20 protein-coding genes are annotated in these 20,991 nt (G+C 58.1%); 10 read left to right on the plus strand and 10 right to left on the minus strand.

Annotated elements, in window-relative coordinates:
* Positions 1–25: 25 nt before the first annotated feature.
* Positions 26–604: a histidine phosphatase family protein gene (locus AC2FIB_RS09790; protein WP_496734401.1), complete on the minus strand. Its 579-nt coding sequence runs from the start codon at positions 602–604 to the stop codon at positions 26–28.
* Positions 601–1,122 (minus strand): bifunctional adenosylcobinamide kinase/adenosylcobinamide-phosphate guanylyltransferase, encoded by a 522-nt coding sequence (cobU, locus tag AC2FIB_RS09795; protein ID WP_496841981.1) that lies wholly within the window; start codon positions 1,120–1,122, stop codon positions 601–603. Before cobU ends, AC2FIB_RS09790 begins: the two co-directional genes overlap by 4 nt.
* A 100-nt stretch (positions 1,123–1,222) precedes the next feature.
* On the opposite strand from cobU, the gene AC2FIB_RS09800 reads away from it, so the two are divergent.
* From AC2FIB_RS09800 to AC2FIB_RS09825, 6 genes are all read left to right on the plus strand, one after another.
* On the plus strand, positions 1,223–2,101 hold the full coding sequence (locus AC2FIB_RS09800; RefSeq protein ID WP_058273490.1) for an RNA polymerase factor sigma-32: 879 nt from the start codon (positions 1,223–1,225) through the stop codon (positions 2,099–2,101).
* On the plus strand, positions 2,098–2,913 hold the full coding sequence (locus tag AC2FIB_RS09805; RefSeq protein ID WP_496734405.1) for a ChaN family lipoprotein: 816 nt from the start codon (positions 2,098–2,100) through the stop codon (positions 2,911–2,913). Before AC2FIB_RS09800 ends, AC2FIB_RS09805 begins: the two co-directional genes overlap by 4 nt.
* A 62-nt stretch (positions 2,914–2,975) precedes the next feature.
* Positions 2,976–4,172, plus strand: a complete 1,197-nt coding sequence (coaBC, locus tag AC2FIB_RS09810; protein ID WP_496734406.1) for a bifunctional phosphopantothenoylcysteine decarboxylase/phosphopantothenate--cysteine ligase CoaBC — start codon at positions 2,976–2,978, stop codon at positions 4,170–4,172.
* A 15-nt stretch (positions 4,173–4,187) separates the two neighbouring features.
* Positions 4,188–4,643, plus strand: coding sequence for a dUTP diphosphatase (dut, locus tag AC2FIB_RS09815; RefSeq protein WP_496734408.1), 456 nt, complete (start codon positions 4,188–4,190; stop codon positions 4,641–4,643).
* Entirely contained in the window at positions 4,643–5,692 is a 1,050-nt protein-coding gene (locus AC2FIB_RS09820) for a HesA/MoeB/ThiF family protein (RefSeq protein ID WP_496734410.1), read from the plus strand. Before dut ends, AC2FIB_RS09820 begins: the two co-directional genes overlap by 1 nt.
* A 105-nt stretch (positions 5,693–5,797) precedes the next feature.
* Positions 5,798–7,813, plus strand: a complete 2,016-nt coding sequence (locus tag AC2FIB_RS09825) for a M3 family metallopeptidase (RefSeq protein WP_496734412.1) — start codon at positions 5,798–5,800, stop codon at positions 7,811–7,813.
* 5 nt (positions 7,814–7,818) lie between these two features.
* Here the strand turns inward: AC2FIB_RS09825 and AC2FIB_RS09830 are convergent, their stop codons facing one another.
* The 6 genes from AC2FIB_RS09830 to AC2FIB_RS09855 are packed head-to-tail and all read right to left on the minus strand — an operon-like array spanning position 7,819 to position 14,386.
* Positions 7,819–8,751, minus strand: coding sequence for a 2-hydroxyacid dehydrogenase (locus AC2FIB_RS09830; RefSeq protein WP_496734413.1), 933 nt, complete (start codon positions 8,749–8,751; stop codon positions 7,819–7,821).
* A gap of 15 nt (positions 8,752–8,766) precedes the next feature.
* Positions 8,767–9,906 carry a rod shape-determining protein RodA gene (rodA, locus tag AC2FIB_RS09835; protein WP_058273483.1) on the minus strand — a complete coding sequence of 380 codons (1,140 nt, stop codon included), beginning with the start codon at positions 9,904–9,906 and terminating at the stop codon, positions 8,767–8,769.
* Positions 9,903–11,852: a penicillin-binding protein 2 gene (gene mrdA / locus AC2FIB_RS09840; RefSeq protein WP_496734415.1), complete on the minus strand. Its 1,950-nt coding sequence runs from the start codon at positions 11,850–11,852 to the stop codon at positions 9,903–9,905. The genes rodA and mrdA overlap by 4 nt, the downstream gene beginning before the upstream one ends.
* The gene (locus tag AC2FIB_RS09845) at positions 11,849–12,385 is read right to left on the minus strand and encodes a rod shape-determining protein MreD (protein ID WP_496734416.1); all 537 of its coding nucleotides are present in this window, start codon (positions 12,383–12,385) and stop codon (positions 11,849–11,851) included. Before AC2FIB_RS09845 ends, mrdA begins: the two co-directional genes overlap by 4 nt.
* A complete protein-coding gene (gene mreC, locus AC2FIB_RS09850) occupies positions 12,378–13,280 on the minus strand; it encodes a rod shape-determining protein MreC (RefSeq protein WP_282120151.1) in 903 nt (300 codons plus the stop codon). Before mreC ends, AC2FIB_RS09845 begins: the two co-directional genes overlap by 8 nt.
* A gap of 59 nt (positions 13,281–13,339) precedes the next feature.
* Positions 13,340–14,386 (minus strand): rod shape-determining protein, encoded by a 1,047-nt coding sequence (locus tag AC2FIB_RS09855; protein ID WP_039523195.1) that lies wholly within the window; start codon positions 14,384–14,386, stop codon positions 13,340–13,342.
* A 155-nt stretch (positions 14,387–14,541) separates the two neighbouring features.
* Between AC2FIB_RS09855 and AC2FIB_RS09860 the strand changes: the two genes are divergently transcribed.
* The 3 genes from AC2FIB_RS09860 to AC2FIB_RS09870 all read left to right on the plus strand — a co-directional run bounded on the left by AC2FIB_RS09860 (position 14,542) and on the right by AC2FIB_RS09870 (position 16,926).
* Entirely contained in the window at positions 14,542–15,330 is a 789-nt protein-coding gene (locus AC2FIB_RS09860) for a 23S rRNA (adenine(2030)-N(6))-methyltransferase RlmJ (protein ID WP_496734417.1), read from the plus strand.
* Between the two features lie 180 nt (positions 15,331–15,510).
* Positions 15,511–16,410, plus strand: coding sequence for a sterol desaturase family protein (locus AC2FIB_RS09865; RefSeq protein ID WP_496734419.1), 900 nt, complete (start codon positions 15,511–15,513; stop codon positions 16,408–16,410).
* A gap of 18 nt (positions 16,411–16,428) precedes the next feature.
* Positions 16,429–16,926: a DUF2141 domain-containing protein gene (locus tag AC2FIB_RS09870; RefSeq protein ID WP_496734420.1), complete on the plus strand. Its 498-nt coding sequence runs from the start codon at positions 16,429–16,431 to the stop codon at positions 16,924–16,926.
* A 55-nt stretch (positions 16,927–16,981) separates the two neighbouring features.
* Here AC2FIB_RS09870 and AC2FIB_RS09875 read toward each other — a convergent pair whose 3' ends face one another.
* Positions 16,982–18,556, minus strand: coding sequence for a 2-isopropylmalate synthase (locus AC2FIB_RS09875; protein ID WP_496841982.1), 1,575 nt, complete (start codon positions 18,554–18,556; stop codon positions 16,982–16,984).
* A gap of 287 nt (positions 18,557–18,843) precedes the next feature.
* On the opposite strand from AC2FIB_RS09875, the gene AC2FIB_RS09880 reads away from it, so the two are divergent.
* Entirely contained in the window at positions 18,844–19,509 is a 666-nt protein-coding gene (locus tag AC2FIB_RS09880) for an SDR family NAD(P)-dependent oxidoreductase (RefSeq protein WP_496734423.1), read from the plus strand.
* Positions 19,510–19,514: 5 nt separating this feature from the next.
* Here the strand turns inward: AC2FIB_RS09880 and AC2FIB_RS09885 are convergent, their stop codons facing one another.
* Positions 19,515–20,972, minus strand: a complete 1,458-nt coding sequence (locus AC2FIB_RS09885) for an MORN repeat-containing protein (protein ID WP_496734425.1) — start codon at positions 20,970–20,972, stop codon at positions 19,515–19,517.
* Between the last annotated feature and the right edge of the window lie 19 nt (positions 20,973–20,991).

Genomic DNA, 20,991 nt, shown 5'->3' on the forward strand with positions numbered 1-20,991 from the left:
AATCAGTGATTTGTGCGCGGTTGCATCACGGAAGATGATTGATCAGTCCGACAGACCAGCGATCGCCGTGATGCGTGATTTCGGTAACCGAAAGGTTGTCGATGCGATGGCCAAAAGCCTCTTGCGCGTCAACGTCGAGCGCCCTTTGGACTTGGGTCAGGATCACGCCAAAATGCGCCACGACCACCAGATCGCATCCTGTGTGTTGTTGGATCAATTGGTCAACGGCTGCGTCGACGCGCGCGCGGACCTCGTTCCAGCTTTCCCCGTTTGGGGGGCGCACATCGCCGGGGTTGTCCCAATATGCAAAGGCAAGTTCGGGGTCTTCAGCCTCAATCTCTTTGAAGGCGCGCAGCTCCCAAGTGCCGAAATTGATTTCGCGCAGCGCAGACTGATGTTGCAGCCGCCGCCGTGTGCCTTGAATGGCCGATGCAGTATCGGCGGCGCGGCTCAGGTCAGAGGAAACAAAGATAGCGTCCGCAGGCAGGTGGTCATGCAACCGGGCAACGGCGGCGCGATCGCTGAGGTCAGCAGGCAGGTCGGACCAGCCAACCATCGTTTTGGCATGGGTTGGACCGTGACGCACGAGATGCAGACGTGTCAATCCAGTCGCCCCTTCAATACCAACGGCAGGCCAGCCGTGACTTGCACCACCAGATCGGCTTCGGCGGCCAATGCGATGTTCAGCCGTCCCTGCGCTTCGCGAAACCGGCGGGACAGCGCGTTGTCAGGGACGATCCCGTGTCCAACCTCGTTCGAGACGATGACGACCTGTGCGGAACACAGGCGTAGCGATTGTAAAAGCGCGCTTTGCGTCTGTTCCAGATCGTTTGCTGCAAGCAGGTGATTGGTCAGCCACATGGTGGCACAGTCGATCAGACAGACAGAGTTCGGGGGCAAATCCGCCAACGTCGGGCCAACGTCAAACGGTGCCTCGATTGTCTTCCAGCCTACGCCTCGTTGGGAAACATGGCGCTGGACCTTACCTCGCATCTCATCATCAAACACTTGTGATGTCGCCAGGTAAACTCTATTTTTTCCTGATGAAACAACAAGATGTTCGGCAAAAGCCGACTTGCCCGAGGCCGCGCCGCCCAACACAAAGGTTAAATCCGGACTCACGATAATTACCTTCCATGTGATCCACCCGGTTTTGTTTTGCGTATCGTTCATAGGTCGGCAAAGCAACCCCGGCCCGCGCCTGTGAAAAGGGGAGATTTCAATGGCACTGGACAATGCGAACGACTTCTCGATGTCCCGGAGGGCAATGAAAGCCGAGCTTCTGGACGCGGAAACCGAATTAAAGTTGGCATATGCGTGGCGGGACGACCGCGATGAACAGGCCCTTCACCGATTGATCACGGCCTATATGCGGCTGGCCATTTCGATGGCGGCCAAGTTCAAACGCTATGGGGCGCCGATGAATGATCTGATCCAGGAGGCCGGGTTAGGATTGATGAAAGCTGCCGACAAGTTCGACCCCGACCGGGGCGTGCGGTTTTCGACTTATGCGGTCTGGTGGATCAAGGCGAGCATTCAGGACTATGTGATGCGCAACTGGTCAATGGTGCGCACCGGGTCCACGTCTTCGCAAAAATCCCTGTTCTTCAACATGCGACGTGTGCAGGCCCGGCTAGAGCGTGAGGCCGCGTCCGATGGCATGGATCTGGACCGTCATCAATTGCACCAGATGATTGCCGCAGAGATCGGCGTTCCGCTGCGGGACGTGGAAATGATGGAAGGTCGTTTGTCCGGCTCCGATTTCTCGTTAAATGCCGTTCAATCGGCAGATGAAGACGGCCGGGAATGGATCGACGCGCTGGAAGATGAGCGCGAACAAGCCGCAGAGGCGGTCGAAAACAGTCACGATACCCAGCAATTGCGCGAATGGCTGGTGACGGCAATGCAGGCATTGAATGATCGCGAACGGTTCATTGTCCGCGAACGCAAGTTGCGCGAACCCGCCCGAACGCTGGAAAGCCTTGGGCAGGAACTTAGCCTATCCAAAGAACGCGTGCGTCAGCTTGAGGCGGCGGCTTTTGTGAAAATGCGCAAGAACCTTGAAGCCCAATCGCGTGAGGTGCAACACTTCATCGCATGAAACATCTTGCGATTCTGCTTTGTGCACTGGTGGTTATGGCCAACCCTGGCCATGCCGATGAGCTGATACCCGACGACGTTGTGTCTGCGATGACGTCTGCGGACGTCGTCATATTAGGCGAAATTCACGACAACCCGCAGCATCACATCATTCAGGCCGAGGCGTTGAAGGCCATCAATCCCTCGGCGGTTGTCTGGGAAATGGTGACTGAAGAAGGTGCTCAGAGATTGGCGGACAAGGCCATTTCCGATCCGGAAGAGCTTGCCAGAATTCTGAAGTGGCTCGAATCCGGCTGGCCGCCACTTAGCATGTACTACCCGGTCTTTCAGGCCTCAGACGCGCCGGTTTACGGTGCCATGGTTCCGCGCGCGGCGGCGCGCGCGGCAATGGAACGTGGCGCCGCCACGGCTCTGGGTGCTGATGCTGCCCGTTATGGATTGACGGTGCCATTGCCGAAGGTTGAGCAGGCCGAGCGTGAGGCCGATCAACTCGCTGCCCATTGCAATGCCATACCCGAGGCCGCCTTGCCACAACTGGTCGCAATCCAACGGTTGCGGGATGCGGTTCTGACAAGGGCCATATTGCGCGCTGTGGAGGATACCGGTGGACCGGTTGCGGTGATCACCGGCAATGGTCATGCCCGTAAGGACAGGGGGATTCCAACCTTTCTGTCCCGACTACGCCCCGGTTTGAAAGTTTTTGTACTGGGTCAGTCCGAGGATGGCGTCATCGACGGTGAGTTCGACGCTGTGATCGACAGCCCCGGCATCGAACGTGAAGACCCTTGTCTGGCGTTTGAGACACAGAATTAACCGCTGGAACTGTCCGTTGGCCTTGCCTAATGTCGGGCCGACCGGGACGGGAAGGGCACAATATGCTGGCATCGAAACGCATTCTTCTAATCATCGGCGCTGGAATCGCGGCCTATAAGTCGCTGGATCTGATCCGGCGGCTTAAAGAACGTGGTGCTTCGGTAACACCGGTTCTAACAGGCGCGGCAGAAGAGTTCGTAACCCCGCTGTCGGTCTCGGCGCTGGCTGGAGAGAAGGTTTATCGCGATCTATTTGACCTGACGGATGAGGCCGAGATGGGCCATATTCAACTGTCACGGTCCGCCGATCTGATCGTGGTCGCACCGGCAACGGCGGACATGATGGGAAAGATGGCGGCTGGGCTGGCCAACGATCTGGCCTCGACCCTGCTGATGGCGACAGATACCCCGGTTTTGTGCGCACCGGCGATGAATGTCCGCATGTGGGACCATCCGTCAACACAGCGCAACCTCAAGCAATTGCAAGAAGATGGCATCCGGTTTGTCGGACCCAATGAGGGTGACATGGCTTGCGGAGAGTACGGCCCAGGTCGAATGTCGGAGCCTCTTGAGATTGTGGCCGCGGTCGAGGCGCAACTTGGCAACGGTCCGCTGAAGGGCAAGCGCATTCTGGTCACCTCCGGCCCGACACATGAACCGATCGACCCTGTGCGCTACATCGCCAACCGGTCCTCGGGCGCGCAGGGCACCGCGGTGGCACGGGCGTTGTCTGCGCTGGGCGCTGATGTGGTTTTTGTTACCGGCCCTGCCGATGTTTCGCCGCCCGAAGGTGTGCAGGTGATCCACGTGGAAACCGCGCAGCAGATGTCTGACGCGGTCGACGCTGCACTGCCGGTAGATGCGGGTGTGTTTGCTGCTGCGGTTGCGGATTGGCGCATGGCGGCTGCTTCGGACAAGAAGCTTAAGAAAAGCCGCGATGGTCTTCCGGTGCTTGAGTTTGCTGAGAACCCGGACATCCTCAAACGCGTGTCCAGGCTGGATGCGGGGCGGCCGACGTTGGTAGTTGGCTTTGCTGCAGAAACTGACAACGTGCTTGAACACGCGACCGCAAAACGTGCGCGAAAAGGTTGTGATTGGATCGTCGCCAATGATGTCAGCCCGGCGACCGGCATCATGGGGGGCTCGGAAAACGCGGTTACCCTGATCTCGGACGATGGGGCTGAAGAATGGTCGCGTATGGGCAAGGATGCCGTGGCGCAACGTCTGGCGCAAAAGATCGCCGACGCTTTGGCAAGCTGAACAAGAGGTGCAGTGATGGTAGCAATTCGTGTGATCCGCGAAGACGGGGCTGATCCGGCCATCGCTTTGCCGTCTTATGAAACGACTGGCGCGGCGGGAGCGGATGTCAGGGCGAATCTGCCGAATGGAAATTCGATCATGTTGGAACCGGGGCAGCGCGCTTTGATTCCTACGGGTCTTCGGATCGAGATTCCAAACGGGTACGAGGTGCAGGTACGACCCCGATCCGGCCTTGCGCTGAAATACGGGATTACCCTGCCTAATACGCCCGGTACGATCGACAGTGACTATCGCGGCCCGCTGGGGGTGATCCTGCTGAACGCCGGTCAGGAAAGTTTTGAGATTGCGCATGGCGAACGCATCGCGCAACTGGTCGTCGCCCCAGTCGTGCAGGCTGCGTTTGAACCCGTTGAGGTGCTCAGCGACACAGATCGCGGCGCAGGCGGTTTTGGCTCGACTGGACGCGGTTGATGCTTCTGGTTCTGATCCTTGCCGGTGCTCTGTGGGGCATTGGGTACGTGGCGGGGGTGTCCCGAACTGCTCGCTCCGTGTCGGTCGGCGTTTTGCTGATCGGAGTACTTGTTATCCAACTGACGTTGCCGAGTGGACACCCGCTGCGCGAGGCAACCGGCGGGTCAGCGGCCTTGTGGTTGATCCTAGGAGGTGCCGCGGTTTTGGTATTGAGCTATGGCAAGGTGCTCAAAACGCTGCGCAACCGTGCCGCGCCACAGCCAGCCGAGGAAACCGCGATGCAGTCTGGCAAGTTCTCTGAGACCGAGTTGGAGCGGTATGCCCGCCATATCGTTTTGCGCGAATTGGGCGGGCCGGGGCAGAAAAAGATGAAACAGGCCCGTGTGCTGGTTATCGGCGCGGGCGGTCTTGGTGCGCCGGCGTTGCATTACCTTGCGGCGGCTGGCGTGGGCACCATCGGTGTGATCGACGACGATATTGTTGAAAACGCCAATCTGCAGCGGCAAGTGATCCACCGCGATGCCGACATTGGCATGCCCAAGGTTTTCTCGGCCCAGCAAGCCATGCAGGCGCAAAACCCGAACGTGATTGTTCTGCCCTACCATCGTCGTCTGACTGATGAGATTGCAGCAGACCTGTTCGCCGATTTCGACCTGATCCTCGACGGTACCGACAATTTTGACACGCGCTACTTGGCCAATCGTACTGCGGTCGCACTGGGAAAACCGCTTATTTCAGGTGCGCTGTCGCAATGGGAAGGTCAGCTAAGCGTCTTTGACCCCGCCAATGACGCGCCTTGTTATCAGTGTATCTTCCCCGAGGCACCGGCCCCCGGTCTGGCCCCGTCCTGTGCCGAAGCGGGGGTTATTGGTCCGTTGCCCGGCGTTGTGGGGTCGATGATGGCGGTTGAAGCGATCAAGGTGATCACTGGGGCCGGGCAGGCTCTGCGTGCCGAAATGCTGATCTATGACGCGCTCTATGGCGAAAGCCGCAAGATCACCCTGACCCGACGCTCTGATTGCCCCATTTGCGGAAAAGTCGACGCGTAAGCCTGCCGTCGCGCTAGATTGGCTAGAGATTTCGGCTGTATCGCGGGCACCCCCTCTGGACCATTTCGGCCCGCCTCCCTAGCTTGACCAGCAAAGGAGATCCGCATGACCAACCCGATCCTGTCCGCCTGGACCACTCCATTTGAAATCGCGCCATTTGCCGAGATTTCGGATGATGATTTTGCGCCTGCATTGGACGAGGCGTTGGCTGCCCATAACGCGCAGATCGACGCGATTGCCAACAATTCCGACCCAGCCAGTTTTGCCAATACAATCGAGGCGCTTGAGGCGGCCGGAGAGCAGATGGACAAGGTGCTGTCTGTCTTTTTCACCGTTTCAGGTGCCGACAGCAACCCGGCACGGGAAGAGCTGCAACGCGCATTCTCACCAAAACTCTCGGCGCATTTTTCGGGGATTTCGTCAAACAAGGCGCTGTTTCGGCGAGTTGCGGACCTGTGGGTGCGCAAGGATCAGCTTGACCTGACCGATGAACAGGCCCGCGTTCTGATGCTGACCCATCGCGGTTTTGTGCGCGCTGGTTCGGCTTTGGAAGGCAATGATGACACTCGCATGCAAGAGATCAAGTCGCGCCTTGCCACGCTGGGGACGTCCTTCACCCAGAACCTTTTGGCGGACGAGCGCGAATGGTTCATGAACTTGACCGAGAATGATCTGGAAGGATTGCCGGGTTTCGTCGTGGATGCAGCCCGCACTGCCGGGGAAGAGAAGGGTGCTGATGGTCCTGTCGTCACTCTGTCGCGGTCGTTGATTGTACCGTTCCTACAATTCTCACCGCGCCGCGATCTGCGTGAGAAGGCGTATCGGGCTTGGACCGCGCGTGGTGCCAATGGTGGTGAAACGGACAACCGCGAGATTGCGGCCGAGATCCTGAAATTGCGCGAAGAACGTGCCAAGCTATTGGGATATTCCAGTTTCGCGGACTACAAACTGGAAACCGAAATGGCCCGAACGCCGGACCGCGTTCGCGATCTGCTGATGCAGGTTTGGGGGCCGGCAAAGGCAAGGGCTGACGCCGACGCCGAATCCTTGACCGCGATGATGCAGGAAGACGGCATCAACGGTCCGCTCGAGGCGTGGGACTGGCGCTACTACGCCGAAAAGCGCCGCAAGGCTGAACATGATTTGGATGAAGCTGCGCTGAAGCCGTACTTGCAGCTGGATCGTATGATCGAGGCCGCCTTTTCCTGCGCCAACCGGCTGTTCAGGCTGGAGTTTGCCCCGCTGGATGTACCGCTTTATCACTCCGATTGCCGGGCTTGGGACGTAACACGCGACGGGCAGCATATCGCTGTTTTCATCGGTGACTACTTCGCGCGGGGTTCCAAACGATCGGGCGCATGGTGCAGCGCCATGCGGAGCCAGGCAAAGTTCCCCGAGGTGCAGGCCCCCGTCGTGATCAACGTTTGCAACTTCGCCAAGGGCGACCCGGCGCTGCTGTCTTATGACGATGCGCGCACGCTTTTCCACGAGTTCGGTCACGCATTGCACCAGATGTTGTCCAACGTGACCTATGAAAGCATCTCTGGCACCAGCGTCGCGCGTGACTTCGTAGAGCTTCCCAGCCAGCTTTATGAACACTGGCTGGAGGTGCCCGAAGTACTGGCCGAATTTGCGACCCATGCCGAAACTGGTGAACCGATGCCGCAAGATATGCTTGAGAAGGTTCTGAAGGCCGCGAATTTTAATCAGGGGTTCCAGACCGTGGAATACGTAGCCTCAGCCTTGGTCGATCTGGCATTCCACGAAGGCGAAGCGCCAGCTGATCCGATGGCGAAACAGGGCGAGGTCCTTGATGGTATCGGCATGCCGAAAGCCATCGGTATGCGCCACGCGACACCGCATTTTGCCCATGTCTTCGCCGGCGATGGCTATAGCTCGGGCTATTACAGCTACATGTGGTCCGAGGTCATGGATGCCGACGCATTCGCGGCCTTCGAAGAAGCTGGGGGTGCCTTTGACACAGAGCGCGCCAAAGCACTGGAGGACAATATCCTGTCCACCGGCGGCTCGCGCGAAGCTGAGGAGCTGTATCTGGCGTTCCGCGGGCGTTTGCCAGGGGTCGAGGCGCTTTTGAAAGGTCGCGGGCTTATCGCGACCTGACCGGATCAGTAGCCCAGATTGCGGTCGACGAGGTGGAGGAAGGGTTTGCCTTCCTCACCTCGGATAATATTTTGGCAGATCACTTGGGCCGCAGTTGTCGGACGGGTTTCCGACGCGATATGCGGCGTGACGGTCACATTGGCATGCGCCCAATACGGGTGTTCCGGCGGCAGGGGTTCCACGCGGAATACGTCTAACGTGGCGTGGGCAATGTGTCCTGAATCCAGTGCGGCCAGCAGTGCGTTGTCATCGATCAATGGACCGCGACCGGGATTGATGATCCGAGCGCCTTTGGGCAACAAGGCCAAAGTGTCCGCATTCAGTGCGTTTTCCGTTGCGGGGGTGTCGGGCAGCAACAGGACAACGATCTCGGCACTGGACAACGCGGCGCGCAGACCTTCAACGCCATGCAGGCACGTTACCCCGGGGATGTCCTTTGCGGTTCTGCTCCAACCGGTCACTTTGAAATTCAGCGCGGAAAGCGCTGTTGCTGCGGCTTCTCCCAACGCACCAAGGCCCAGCACGCACACATTCCGTTCGCTGGCAAGCGGTGGGGCATCGGGCGTCCACACGCCGTCCTGCACGGTGATATAGCGGTCCATGCCCAGGTGATAGCGCAGCACGTGGCCGACGACCCACTCGGTCATGCCATGCATCAGCCCGTGGTCCACCATCCGGGCCAATGGCACGGTCAGCGTTTCGTTGCCCGCGATTTTTTCAACACCTGCCCAAAGACTCAGAACCGCCTTCAAACGTGCATAGGGTGAAAAATCCAGCAACCCGCTTGTCGGTGCATAGACAACATAGTCGACCTGATCAGGCGCAAACTCGGTTGCCAGACGGAAATCCAGACCGGTATAGGACAACCCTTTTGTAAGCAGAGGTTCATATTCCGGCCATTGTTCAGGGCGCGCGGAAAACAGGATGTTGACGGGCATGAAGGGCCTTTCAATTCAGCGAGGGCGGTGAATATGCGCGCTTTGAACAATGCCGAAGGCAGCCATCAGAACCAGCATGGCGGACCCGCCGTAGCTGACCATCGGCAGGGGCACGCCCACAACCGGCGCAAGGCCCATGACCATGGACATATTGACCGCAAAGAACAGGAAGAAGTTGAGCGCAACCCCCAAGGTGACCAGGGATGAGAACCGGTCCTTTGTCGCCAAAGCCGTAACCATGCAGAAGATAATAATCAGGGCGTAAAGGGTCAGCAAAGTGATGCCTCCGACAAACCCGAATTCCTCGGCCAACGTGGTAAAGATGAAGTCCGTGTGCTTTTCGGGCAGAAAGTTCAGGCGCGACTGCGTCCCTTGCATAAACCCGCGCCCGTTCCAGCCGCCTGACCCCAGCGCAATTTTCGACTGGGTAATGTGATAGCCTGCACCCAGCGGATCGGTGGAGGGATCAAGGAAAGTGTCTATTCGGCGGAACTGATAATCCTTGAGCAACTGCCACTCGGTGCCCCGACTGTTGAACACGGTCGCAATCAAGCCGACCACTGCCGCGATAACGGCGGCGAAATAAGCCCAGTGCACACCAGCCAGGAACATCAGTCCCCCGCCCGCCGCTAACAACAGGATCGAGGTGCCCAGATCGGGTTGTTTCAGAACCATAGCCGTAGGGATCAGGATCAGGATGACCGGAATAAGCACCCAGAGCGGTCGCGATGTCTTATGAGACGGCAACCAATCGTAGTAGGCAGCCAGAACCATGACCAGCGCAATCTTCATGACTTCGGAAGGCTGGAGCCTCATGAAGCCAAGGTCGATCCAACGCTGCGCACCCATGCCGATGGTGCCGAAGAGTTCCACAAAAATTAGCAGAACGATCGAGCCGAGATAGGCCAAGACGGACATGTTGCGCCAGAACCAGATCGGTACCAACGCGATGATGAACATAACGGTCAGTCCCAGTCCGAACCGCTCAATCTGGGGTTCGGCCCAGGGCATCCAGGACCCGCCCGCGACCGAATACAGCATCAGGAATCCGGCGCTGGCGACGCTGATCAGCAACAAAGTCAGCGGCCAGTTCATGTAGAGGAACTTGCGAAACCCTGTTGGCGTGGATTTGACGGCGTACTCAAGATAGCTCATGCGCGGTCCTTTTCATCAGGTCGCGCTTTGGGGCGGCGGTCGCCCTCAAGCCGTTTTTGTTGTTCCTTGATGCGGTCACGATCTGCAACCGGATAAGCCTCGAGCGGTGGCGTGCCGTTGTACAGAGCCTGCAGCATGATATCCCGCGCGACCGGCGCCGCTGCCTTGGATCCGCCACCGCCGTGTTCCACCACCACTGCCACGGCGTATTTCGGATTGTCGTACGGCGCATAGCTGACGAACAGCGCATGGTCGCGCCGTTCCCACGGCAGGTCTTCGTTGCGGATTACGCCAGCCGCGCGTTCGGCCTTGGTGATGTTGCGCACCTGGCTGGTGCCGGTTTTGCCGGCCATGCGGAATTCATCATTGATGATGCGGCTGCGATAGGCGGTGCCAGCCCTATCGTTTGAGACTGAGAACATCGCTTTGCGCACCTGATTCAGGTTGTACGGATTGACGTCCAGCGGCTCACCTGCTCCTGACGGTTCCTCGACGCCATTGACGGACCGCACCAAACGCGGCTTCACGGCCCGGCCTGTGGCGATCCTTGCCGTCATGACCGCAAGCTGAAGGGGCGAGGCCAGCATGAACCCTTGCCCGATCGAGGCATTCGCCGTGTCGCCCACTAGCCAACCTTCACCGTGGACCCGCTCTTTCCATTCCTGATTGGGGGCCAAACCGGCAGCGACAGCTGACATCGGGATGTCGTGCTTGACGCCCAGTCCGAACTTGCGCGCCATTTCAGAGATTTTGTCGATGCCAGTACGCACCGCGACATCGTAATAGTAGACGTCGCAGCTGCGCTTTAGCGACAAATTGAGATCCACTGTCCCATGCCCGCCGCGCTTCCAGCAGTGGAAGCGGCGGCTACCGACCTTCAGGTGGCCGGGGCAATAGACGGTGTTGCCGGGGCCAACAACTCCGGCCTCAAGTGCGGCAAGCGCGGTGATCATCTTGAAGGTCGAACCCGGCGGGTAGGTGCCCTGAACCGTCTTGTTGGCCAGCGGGCGGTAGTTATCTTCAGTCAATGCCCGGTAATCCGCGACCGATATCCCGCGCACGAACAGGTTCGGGTCGAAACTGGGGGCAGAACTGATGGCCCGGATATCCCCGGTTTCGCAGTCGATGACGACTGCAGCCGCGCTTTCACCGGCCAGGCGCGCTTGGGCGTATTGCTGCAGGTCCGCATCAACGGACAATTGCAGATCGGCCCCGGCCTCGCCTTCTTGCCGGTCAAGCTCGCGCATGATGCGGCCTGTGGCGTTGACCTCGACACGTTTTGCGCCAGCTTTTCCGCGCAGGCTGATTTCCTGTTTGGACTCCAGGCCGACCTTGCCGATCTGGAACCGGGGGATACGCAGCACCGGTTCGGGATCTTCGATCAGGCTGAGATCATAGTCACTGACCGGCCCGACGTAACCAACGACATGAGCGAAATCCTCGTAGCGGGGATACTGACGGGCCATGCCCACCTCAGGCGTAACGCCGGGTAGCGCGGGCGCATTGACCGCGACCTTGGAGATATCTTCCCACGTGACCTGATCGGCCAGTGTGACTGGCAGGAACGGGGCAGAGCGGCGCATCTCAGACTTGGCGCGATTAATCTCTTCCTGAGTCAGCGGGATAAGCTCTGAAAGTTTGGCGATGACTTTGTCGACGTCGCCTGCATCTTCGCGGACCATAACAATACGATATGACTGCGTGTTTTGTCCGATGATCTGGCCGTTGCGGTCATAGATGCGCCCGCGCGTTGGCGGGATCAGGCGAATGTTGATCCGGTTTTCTTCGGCCAGAAGACGGTACTCGTCAGCCTGATCCACTTGCATAAAGCGCATTCGCGCTGCCAGGCCGCCGATAAACGCAGTCTGCAACCCGCCCAGGATCAACGCGCGGCGCGGTAGGCGTTTGTATGCCAATCCTTGCGCTTTGGGATTGCGTTGTTTCATGCCCTGGCCCCTCTTGTGCCGGGGTCCGACACTGATACGCGCCGAACGCCAAGCACATTCTGGCTGAGAAGAACGACCAGAGGGTAAACCGCAATTGTCAGAACCACTTGTATCACCACAGGACCCAAAGCTGCTTGCTGTACCGATAGAATAGCAAGAATGACACGGTTCAATATGAAAATTCCCGCGATCACCACAGCGGCCGTTGTCCATTCAGCCATAAACCCGGCGTCGCGCATTCCGGGTGCGGCCGAGCGCAGATACGACGATCCCAAAACCACAAGTGCTGCCAGCAGGCCCGGAGGTCGTTGCAGCAGCAAATCGGCCATCAGCATCACCGCAGCAACCAGAAAAATGGGAACGTATTCCGGTCGACGAAGAACCCAGGCGAACGTTAACGCAATAAGCATGTCCGGAAACGGCCAACGGTCCGGCTGTGTATCCAGAGGCAGAAGATGCAGGAACATAATCAGTAACGACAGAAACACGTACAAACAGCGTTTGAGCCAAAGATGAGAGGTTTGCCTATCCATCGCCGACCTCCGGTGGGGTCAGGGCAGCCTCGGGTTGCCGTGGACCCACGATGCCGCCAGGATCCGAGATCACCGGGGCCAAGTGGAAGCGTAGAACGCGAAGGAATTCCAGTCGTTCGAAATCTGCCGAGAGGCGCACCCGCAAACGCCCGCCTGGGTCTTCGGTGATCTGCCCGATCAGCAACCCTCCGGGGAACACGCCGCCATCACCCGAGGTTACAACGCGGTCGCCGGGACGTACCAGTTCGCGGTTTTCCAGAAACTCCACAGACGGGGATTGTGTGTTGTCGCCGGTGATCAGAGCGGTTTGGCCAGACGGTTGAATCGTGGCAGGAATTGCGCTGGATGCATCTGTCATCAGGATGACACGGGCGGTGTCGGGGCCAACGCCCGAGATACGCCCGACGACGCCAATCCCGTCCATGGTGGCCCAGCCGTCCCTGATCCCATCCCTTTCACCCACGTTCAGCAGGACTGACTGGCGGAAGGGCGAGCCGCTATCGGCCATGACCACCCCGGTGATATAGGTCAGGCGCGGATCAAGACGCACATTGTTCAGGTCCAGAAGCCGGGCATTTTCCTGCTCCAGCTGCAACGCGGCCTCTTTCCAGGCGCGCATGATGCGCAACTCGCTGCGTAATTCCTGGTTCTGGTCGCTCAGCCGTTGGTAACTTTGGAAATCGCGCACCAGATTTACGGCGGCGGTGACAGGAACCATGGCCCATTCCATCGACGGCACAACACTGTCCACGACCTGTGCGCGAAACCGTTCCACGCGCGGGCTGTCGATCCGCCAGATCAGAAAGATGCCTAGCAGACACAACACAACAATCCCCAGCAGCAGGCGGCGCAAGGGGGGTGTGTATTCATCGCGCTGTGATCGGTCTTTTGCCACAGGACTCCTTCCCGTGCTGCTCGCGCCGAATTTACCCTATGTAGTAAAGGGTGCGCGCCTTAGCTTTCGTAGTCAATCGCGTGGCGCAGTTGTTTTTCGTATTCCAGCGCCTTGCCGGTGCCCAAAGCCACACAATTCAGGCTTTCGTCGGCTATCGACACGGCCAAGCCGGTCTGTTCGCGTAGGGCAAGGTCCAGATCGCCCAAAAGTGCACCGCCGCCGGTCAGCATCACGCCCCGGTCCACGATATCCGCCGCCAGATCAGGCGGAGTGGTTTCCAGTGCGGTCATTACCGCCTCGCAAATCTGCTGGACGGGTTCGGACAGCGCCTCGGCCACTTGGGCCTGGCTGATTTCAATTTCCTTGGGCACACCATTCAGCAAGTCGCGTCCGCGAATGTGCATCGACTGGCCGCGGCCGTCGTCGGGCATGCGCGCAGTGCCGATGGTGGTCTTGATCCGCTCGGCCGTGGATTCACCGACCAGCAGGTTCTGCTGGCGGCGCAAGTACGAGATGATCGCCTCATCCATACGGTCACCGCCAACGCGGACCGAGCGGGCATATACGATGTCACCCAGCGACAGAACAGCAACCTCGGTGGTGCCGCCGCCGATATCGACAACCATGTTGCCGGTCGGGTCGGTGATGGGCATGCCCGCTCCAATCGCGGCAGCGATAGGTTCGGCAATCAGACCGGCGCGGCGGGCGCCTGCGGACAGAACCGATTGACGGATCGCGCGTTTTTCAACAGGGGTCGCGCCGTGGGGAACGCAGACGATGATCTTGGGCTTCGAGAAAGTTGAACGCTTGTGCACTTTGCGGATGAAGTGCTTGATCATTTCCTCGGCAGTATCAAAGTCGGCAATCACGCCTTCGCGCATCGGGCGGATGGCTTCGATCGAACCGGGGGTCCGGCCCAACATCAGCTTGGCGTCTTCGCCAACGGCCAGAACCTTTTTCACGCCGTCTTTGACGTGATAAGCTACCACGGAGGGTTCAGAAAGGATAACACCGCGGCCCTTGACGTAAACCAGCGTGTTCGCTGTCCCAAGGTCGATAGCCATGTCCGCTGTGAACAGGCCGCCCAGATTGCCAAAGATCCCCATATTTTTCCCTGATCCTGTATGTCAGTTTTCTACTGCCCGCGACTCGACGGTTCCGGGACGGATGACTTATAGGGTGCCAACTCGCCCGGTAAAAGGGCTGATTCCGCGACAATCAGCACCTTTCCGCCTTAATTGCAGGGACTTTAGAAGGCATCATGCTCTCATATCAACATATTTACCACGCAGGTAACCTTGCGGACGTCCATAAGCACGCAATTTTGGCAGAAACGCTGGCCTATCTGACCCAAAAGGACAAACCGCTAAGCTACATCGAAACCCATTCGGGGCGCGGGCTGTACCAGTTGGACTCGGATCAGGCGGTTCAGACCGGTGAAGCAACAGCGGGAATTGAACGTGCGTTGACCGAAGGCTGGTTTGACGCCGATCATCCCCTAAGCAGGGCCATTGCCGTTGTGCACGATCGGTATGGCAAAACGGCGTATCCGGGGTCGCCACTGATCGCAGCGAGCCTGTTGCGTCCGCAGGACAAGATGAACCTTGCTGAATTGCATCCGCAGGAATATCGGGCGCTGAGCGACGCCATGATCACGACCGGTGCCCGGACCTATCAGCAGGATGGCATTGAACTAGCCCAGTCCCTTCTGCCGCCAACACCGCGCCGTGGCGTTTTGCTGATTGATCCAAGTTATGAAGTCAAATCCGATTATGACAGGCTGCCCGGCATCATCGCTTCGCTGAATCGGAAATGGAACGTGGGTGTCATCGCGCTGTGGTATCCGATACTGGCCAATGGACGGCATCAGGCCATGCGCGACGCTTTGGCGAAACGGGATTTCCCCAAAGTTTTGCATCACGAGGTGCGCTTTCCGGCCGCACGTGAAGGGCACGGTATGGTTGGTTCGGGCATGTTCGTCGTGAACGCGCCTTATGGTCTGAAGGAGTCCGCTAAAACGCTGGACGGCTTGTTCGGCAAACTTCGTTGAAGAAAAACCGGTGATTACACGGGATTTTGCCTGAAAGTGAACTTCTCAGGGGCAAAAACTGATGTGACAGCAATGGCTTTGTCGGAAGGTCCCGTTTTTCTATGCGGGGATCTTGATTTTTAGTATTGGCTCCGTAAATAAGTTGTCACATATGACAACGAACGGATTCGGATTACTTCGATGGACTTTCTAAGCCGCCATATCAGTGACTTTCACCTGAGTTACTGGGAAACTTTGATCGACGACTGGTTCTTTGTCTTCGCAATGGGCTTCCTGGCCTTCGAATTGGTCCGCTATGCCGTCCTCAAAAAACTGAACTGGCAGATGATGGGGGATACCTTCACCAACTTTATCACGCTGGTTTTCTTCATCGGTATCAGCTTTGTACTATTGGCCGGGTTTTACATCGGTGCATATGTCTGGGCTTCGCAATTTGCCGTGTTTGACATTCCGACGACATTGGCCTCGTTCATCATTGTGCTGATACTTGCAGACCTTGCCTACTACTGGGAGCATCGAATCCTGCACCGGATCAACTTCCTTTGGGCCACGCATTCGGTTCACCATAGCTCTCCCTTCTTCAATATATCAGTGGCTTATCGCCATGGTCCGCTGGATGGCTTCTGGCCGTTGTTTTTCCACTTGCCGCTTGTGCTTTTGGGGTTCAACCCATTCATGGTGCTGATCGCGGAACTGCTGGTGCAGCTGTATCAGACGGCCCTGCATACCGAAGTTATCAAAAAGCTGTGGCGCCCGATTGAATACATCTTCAACACGCCGTCGCATCACCGCGTTCACCATGGATCAAATCCGAAATACCTAGACAAGAACTATGCCGGGATTCTGATCATCTGGGACCGCATGTTCGGAACGTTCGAGGAAGAAAAGGAAGAGGTGGTCTATGGCCTCGTCAAACCGATCGACTCGATCAATCCCTTCGTCGCCTTCCTTCACGGCTTTGCCCGCCTGTTCAAGGATGTCCGGAACATGCCGGGGTTCGGCAACAAGCTGGGTGTTTTCTTCGGACCTCCGGGTTGGCAGCCAAAGAACGGTCGTAAACTGAACAAACCCGCCAAGTAACTCGAGGGATTGTAAAATATGCCAAGCAACACTCAACGCATCGTGGCGGCCATTGTAACGGCAGGTCTGTTCGTCGGAGGCGCCTGGGTCGCCTCGGGGTTCACCACAGATATTGACCAAGCAGCGGCTTCCACCACTGGGACCTCGCAAGACAAGGGTCTGACCGTCAATCTGCATGGTGCGCGCAGCAACAAGGGCAACGTGATTGTCATGGCTTTTGACCAGGCGACGGCCTTCGACAATATGGATTATACCAAGGCCGCCGGTTATCTTGAGGCACCAGCGTCCGAGGACCCGCTCCGCTTCGACTTTCCCGACCTCGACAATGGGTATTTTGCTGTTATCGCGTTTCACGATGAAAACGGGGATTACGATCTGAACTATGACGCGAACTACATACCAACCGAAGGGTATGCAGTATCGGGGCTGAACGATCTCAACGAAACGCCGGTGTATGACTACTCGTTGATTGGGACAGAGAAGCCAGCAGATCTGACCTTGTTCTATTGGCCGTAGTGCGGCTGGAGATAATAGAGAAGGGGCGGTCGACAATCGACCGCCCCTTTTTTGTTCAAGTAAGATCTTTGTAGCTGATTTCCCGGGTATCTGCGCCCGGACCGGCCTTTTGACGGCGCACGATCAGGCGGTTCAGCGCGTGGATATACGCCTTGGCCGATGCCACAACCGTATCGGTGTTGGCGGATTGGCCGGTTGCGATCATGCCGTCCTCTTCCAGACGCACCGATACCGTGGCTTGCGCGTCCGTGCCTTCGGTCACGGCGTGCACCTGATAAAGCTGCAGGTGCGCCGTATTCGGATGCACAACGCGAATGGCACGGAATGCTGCGTCGACTGGGCCGTCGCCTTGTTCGGTGGCGATGATTTCCTTGCCGCCCACTTCCATTTCGATTGTGGCTTCGGCCTTGCCGACAGTTCCGCAGGTGACTTTCATCGAAACCAGCTGCAGGTGATCGCTGCCGTCGTCGTCATCCAGTGTCATCAGCGCGATCAGGTCGTCGTCGAAAACTTCTTTTTTGCGATCGGCCAACTCTTTGAACCGAAAGAAGATATCCTTGAGTTGGTTGTCACCCACCTCATAGCCCAGCGTGTTCAGTTTGTCGCGAAGCGCCGCGCGGCCCGAGTGTTTGCCCAGCGGCAAAGATGTGCCAGACAGTCCAATATCCTCGGGGCGCATGATCTCAAAGTTTTCGCGGTTCTTAAGCATGCCGTCCTGGTGGATGCCGCTTTCATGCGCGAACGCGTTCTTACCGACAATGGCCTTGTTGAACTGCACGTTGAAGCCGGACACGGTCGCGACGCGGCGCGAGATATGCATGATCTTGGCCGTGTCGATACCGGTGGACCAAGGCATGATGTCATTGCGGGTGCGCAGCGCCATTACCACCTCTTCCAACGCGGTATTTCCTGCGCGTTCGCCCAGACCGTTGATGGTGCATTCGATCTGACGTGCACCACCCGCAACCGCAGCGAGGGAGTTCGCGGTCGCCAGGCCAAGGTCGTTGTGGCAGTGGGTAGCGAAGACCACCTCATCCGCGCCGGGAACCGTTTCGATCAGGCGTTTGATCAGGTCGGCGGATTCCATCGGTGCGGTGTAGCCGACCGTGTCGGGGATGTTGATTGTCGTTGCACCAGCTTTGATGGCGATCTCGATCACGCGGCAGAGGTAATCCCATTCGGTCCGCGTGGCATCCATCGGTGACCACTGCACGTTCTCACACAGATTGCGCGCATGGCTCACGGTTTCGTGGATTTTGTCGGCCATCTCGTCCTGCGTCAGGTTCGGGATGGCACGGTGCAGCGGTGAGGTGCCGATGAAGGTGTGAATTCGGCTCTTGCCTGCGTGTTTCACAGCTTCCCAACAGCGGTCGATATCCGCGAAATTGGCACGGGCCAAACCACAGATGCGGCTGTTTTTGGATCGTTCGGCAATTTCAGAGACGGCCTTGAAGTCGCCCTCGGAAGCGATTGGGAACCCGGCTTCGATGATGTCGACGCCCATTTCGTCCAGCAGCTCAGCAATCTCAAGCTTTTCGGAATGGGTCATGGTCGCGCCGGGGCTTTGCTCGCCGTCGCGCAGGGTTGTGTCAAAGATCAAGACGCGGTCTTGGTCGGTCACATTGGTCATGGGAATCTCTTTCTTGTCTGTCCTAAAGCCTATGGCGCGCGGGCGTCCTCCTCTGAGCGGGCGCGCCGGATGGCACGCTCAGAGGCGGATTAGGATCAGTAGGCCACGCAAAGACGCACCGCGAAGGGCGGTGTCGGCAATCAGGATATCTGCGCGGTTGATCATGGGGTTGAGGTTATACATCGCGCGGCGGGAATGAAAAGAACGAATTTTCCTCCGGCATATGAAGAGATTTCTTTTTTCCCACATGTGTTGATCACGCATTGCCGACGGCTAGTTCAACCCACATGGAAACAGCACTTATCATCGGCGCCTCGGGTGGGATCGGAGGTGCAATCGCCGACAGGCTTCGGCAACAGTCGGTCGACGTCACCACATTGTCCCGGTCACAGGACGGATTTGATTTGACCGACCCCGAGATCGTAGATCGGACGTTGGCGGGCGTTTCCGGTCCGTTCGACCTGATCCTGGTCGCGGCTGGCGCTCTTGAGGTTAATGGTGCCACCCCCGAGAAAACCATAAGACTGCTATCCGCGCCGGCGATGATGGATCAGTTCGCGCTGAATGCGGTCGGACCTGCGTTAGTTCTTGCGCATGCCGCGCGCTTGCTGCCGCGCGACCGGCGTGCCGTCTTTGCCGTGTTGTCTGCGCGAGTGGGTTCGATTGGTGACAACCGGCTTGGTGGATGGATCAGTTATCGGGCGTCCAAGGCGGCGCTGAACCAGATTGTCCGCACATCCGCGATCGAGCTTACCCGTAGCCATAAACAGGCGATTTGCGTCGCCTTGCACCCCGGTACGGTCACGACAGCATTCACCCGGAAATATGTCGGGCGGCATCCTGCGGTTGCACCTGATGAGGCCGCCCGGAACCTGCTAACCGTCGCAGCCGCCTTGGACCCTGTTGATACGGGTGGGTTTTTTGACTGGGCAGGAAAGCCAGTACCCTGGTAGCTTGATTACCCGTCAGAGGCTGATGTATCAGGCTCGGTTTCGGTATCCGTCGCGTCGGGCGCACTTACGTTCTCACTGGGCAGGACTCCGTTTTCCCAAACACCGGTTTCTTCCAGACCATTGGCATAACGCATCGTGCCATTACCGTGGCGTTTGTTATCCAGAAAGGTGCCTTCGTACACGTCGCCGGTGGCATAGGTTGCCACACCCTGACCACTGATTTTGCCTTCGGCCCAGCCGCCGGTATAGCTGAATCCGCGTGGGGTTTTTATAGTTCCCTCGCCGTGACGCTGACCGTCTTGGAAATCACCTTCATAGGATGTTCCGTCAGGAAAAGTTGCCTTGCCTTTACCCTGACGCGCGCCATCTACCCAGTCGCCTTCGTACCGATACCCGTTCGCGAATGTCAAAACGCCGGTGCCATGGCTGAGGCCGTTCTTGAACTGGCCCTGATAGACAACACCGTTGGGGTAGGTGGCCTTTCCATTCCCTTCGAAAATACCGGCCGTCCATTCGCCGTCATAGACGGTGCCATCCGGATAGGTTTGAACCCCTTTGCCGTGCGGCAGATCTGCGCTGAAATCACCTGTATAGGTGGCGCCGTCGGGGTACGTGACCTCACCCAGCCCTTCAATTTGACCGTCCACCCATTCGCCGGTGTAGTCAAAGCCGTCGGTCCCAAGAAAGCGTCCTTTGCCATGGCGGCGGTCATCGGCATATTCGCCTTCATAGGTCGCGCCGTTGGCATAGGTCGCTTTGCCATTGCCTTCGCGGCGGCCGTCCACAAGATCGCCTTCGTAGAGGTCACCATTGGCCTGCAACAGGCGGCCCTTGCCGGTCATGCGGTCCTGAGACCATTCGCCAGTATATGTCATGCCATCCGGGATGGTCAGTGTGCCCTGGCCATCGCGCAGACCGTTCTTGATTTCCCCTTCATAGATGCTGCCTTGCGTCGAGGTGATTTTGCCCTCGCCATGCTTTACACCATCGGCCCAGTTGCCATCGTAAACGTAACCACTGGGGTCCGTCAGGACGCCTTTGCCGTGATAACGAGCGTCCTTGAAGCTGCCCTCGTACCGGACGCCATTCGTGTATTTTGCGACTCCGGTTCCATTTATCGACCCTTCAGCCCATTCCCCTTCATAGCTGCCGCCGTCGGGGTAGATGATCTTGCCCTGCCCCTCGGGTTGCCCCTTTGCGAACATCCCCTCATAGACCGAGCCGTTGACATAGCGCGCTATGCCGTTGCCCTGAATTTCGCCTTCGACCCATTCGCCGACATATTCGAACCCGTTCGGCAGGCGGTAAGTGCCTTCGCCGTGGCGCAGGCCGTTCAGGAAAGTGCCCTCGTACACGCCGCCAACATCATCATCCGCAACGATAACCTGCCCGTCCTGCGCAAAGGCGGATGTGGCCAGCAAAGCCATCGCCGTGGCGGCCAAAGAAATGCGGATAGCGTTCATGGTTTTTCCTGCCTTGCCC

The sequence above is a fragment of the Ruegeria sp. YTSA072 genome, assembly GCF_059610285.1.